Consider the following 2,661-nt stretch of genomic DNA (forward strand, 5'->3'; position numbering starts at 1 on the left):
ACGGGTGACCGGTTCACGTCGGAGACGGCGCAGTTGGGTAATGATATTTCGACGTTGCCGAATTTCCCGGCGGAGATTCGGGCGCCTGCGGGGACGTTGCCGGGGGTGTCGTCGTTTCAGGTGCATTTCGCTGATTATGACATTTTGACGCCGGGGGACGCGCCGAATGTTCTGGTGGCGATGAATCCGGCGGCGTTGAAGGCGAATCTGGTGGATTTGCCGCGGGGTGCGGACATCATCGTGAACACTGATGAGTTCACGCGCCGGAACCTGTCGAAGGTTGGCTATGCGGCCAGTCCGTTGGATGATGGTTCGTTGGACGGGTATGTGGTGCATCCGGTGGCGTTGACGTCGATGACGGTGGGTGCGCTGGCGGAGCAGGCGGTGTCGAAGAAGGACGCGGAGCGGGCGAAGAACATGTTCGCTCTGGGTTTGTTGTCGTGGATGTATTCGCGGCCGTATGAGTCGACGTTGCGGTTTTTGGAGCGGAAGTTCGCCGCTCGACCGGAGTTGGTCGCGGCGAACGTGGCGGCGTTTCGGGCGGGCTGGAATTTCGGGGAGACCACGGAGGACTTCTCGATCCGGTATGAGGTGAAGCCGGCGAAGATGGTGCCGGGGGTGTATCGGAACATCACCGGCAACGCCGCGCTGTCGCTGGGTTTGGTGGCGGCGGGGGTGCGGTCGGGGTTGCCGGTGTTTCTGGGGGCGTATCCGATCACCCCGGCGTCGGACATTCTGCACGAGTTGTCCAAGCACAAGCGGTTCGGTGTGATCACCATGCAGGCCGAGGATGAGATCGCCGCGGTCGGCGCCGCCCTGGGCGCCTCCTACGGCGGCTCGTTGGGTGTGACCACGACCAGTGGCCCGGGTGTGGCGTTGAAGAGCGAGACGATTTCCCTGGCGGTGGCCCTCGAACTGCCGTTGGTGATCGTGGATGTGCAGCGGGCCGGCCCGTCCACCGGCATGCCGACCAAGACCGAGCAGGCGGATCTGAACATGGCCCTGTTCGGCCGTCACGGTGAGGCGCCGGTGGCGGTGATCGCCCCGAAGTCCCCGGCGGACTGTTTCCACGCCGCGCTGGAAGCGGCGCGGATCGCGTTGACCTACCGCACGCCGGTGATCCTGCTGTCGGACAACTACGTCGCCAACGGCTCCGAGCCGTGGCTGCTGCCCGAGGTCGACTCGCTGCCGGACCTGCGCGTGCAGTTCGCCACCGCCCCCAACGCAGACGACGGGGCCACGTTCTGGCCGTATCTGCGGGACCCGGAAACCCTGGCCCGGCCGTGGGCCATCCCCGGCACCCCCGGCCTGGAGCACCGCATCGGCGGCCTCGAAAAGGCCGACAAGACCGGGGACATCTCCTACGACCCGGCCAACCACGACTTCATGGTCCGCACCCGCGCCGCCCGCATCGAGGCCATCGGCGTCCCGGACGTGGAGGTCGACGACCCCGACGGCGACGCCCGCGTCCTGGTGCTCGGCTGGGGATCGACCTACGGGCCGATCGGCGCGGCCTGCCGCGGGCTGCGTCACCGCGGCCTGAAAGTCGCCCAGGCACACCTGCGGCACCTCGCCCCGATGCCCGCCAACCTCGCCGAGGTCCTGGCCCGGTATGAGCGGGTGGTGATTCCGGAGATGAACCTCGGTCAACTCGCCCACGTCATCCGCGCCCGATTCCTCATCGACGCGATCGGCTACAACCAGGTCCGCGGCCTACCGTTCACCGCCGCGGAACTGGAGACGATGCTGGAAGAGGTCTGCAAGAATGTCTAACCCCGTCCCGGTGAAACTGACCGCGAAGGACTTCAAGTCCGACCAGGAAGTCCGCTGGTGCCCCGGCTGCGGCGACTACGCCATCCTCGCCGCCGTCCAAGGATTCATGCCCGAACTCGGCATCCCCCGAGAAAACATCGTGTTCATCTCCGGCATCGGCTGCTCCTCCCGATTCCCGTACTACATGAACACCTACGGCATGCACTCCATCCACGGCCGCGCCCCCGCCATCGCCACCGGCCTGACCGTCACCCGACCCGACCTGTCCGTCTGGGTCGTCACCGGCGACGGCGACGCCCTGTCCATCGGCGGCAACCACCTCATCCACGCCCTACGCCGCAACGTCAACCTGAAAATCCTGCTGTTCAACAACCGCATCTACGGCCTCACCAAAGGCCAATACTCCCCCACCTCCGAAATCGGCAAAATCACCAAATCCACCCCCGTCGGCTCCGCCGACGCCCCATTCAACCCCCTCTCCCTCGCCCTCGGCGCCGAAGCCACCTTCGTCGCCCGCACCATCGACTCCGACCGCAAACACCTCCAATCCGTACTCCGCGCCGCCGCCGCCCACCAAGGCTCCGCCTTCATCGAGATCTACCAAAACTGCAACATCTTCAACGACGGCGCCTTCGACCCACTGAAAGAACCCACCACCCGCGACGAGCACCTCATCCGCCTCGAACACGGCCAACCCATCACCTTCGGCACCAACAACGAACACTGCATCCTCCACCCACCCGGCGGATTCGGCCTCGAAGTCCGCCCCACCGCCGACACCCCCGCCGAACAGATCGTCGTGCACGACGCAACCGTCACCGACCCCGCCTACGCCTTCGCCCTCACCCGCCTACCCGGACCCGACCTCCGCAACACCCCCATCGGCAT

2 protein-coding genes are annotated in these 2,661 nt (G+C 66.1%); both read left to right on the plus strand.

All coding sequences use genetic code 11. The annotated features are described in order from the left end of the window. Positions 1-1,773: 2-oxoacid:acceptor oxidoreductase subunit alpha (locus EFE23_RS27735; protein ID WP_148058564.1), on the plus strand; the 1,773-nt coding region annotated here is incomplete at its 5' end. Further along, a partial coding sequence (locus EFE23_RS27740; protein ID WP_148058565.1) for a 2-oxoacid:ferredoxin oxidoreductase subunit beta occupies positions 1,766-2,661 on the plus strand: 896 nt, incomplete at its 3' end. The genes EFE23_RS27735 and EFE23_RS27740, both read left to right, overlap by 8 nt.

This window comes from Micromonospora solifontis (assembly GCF_003725545.1).
Classification (GTDB): domain Bacteria; phylum Actinomycetota; class Actinomycetes; order Mycobacteriales; family Micromonosporaceae; genus Micromonospora; species Micromonospora solifontis.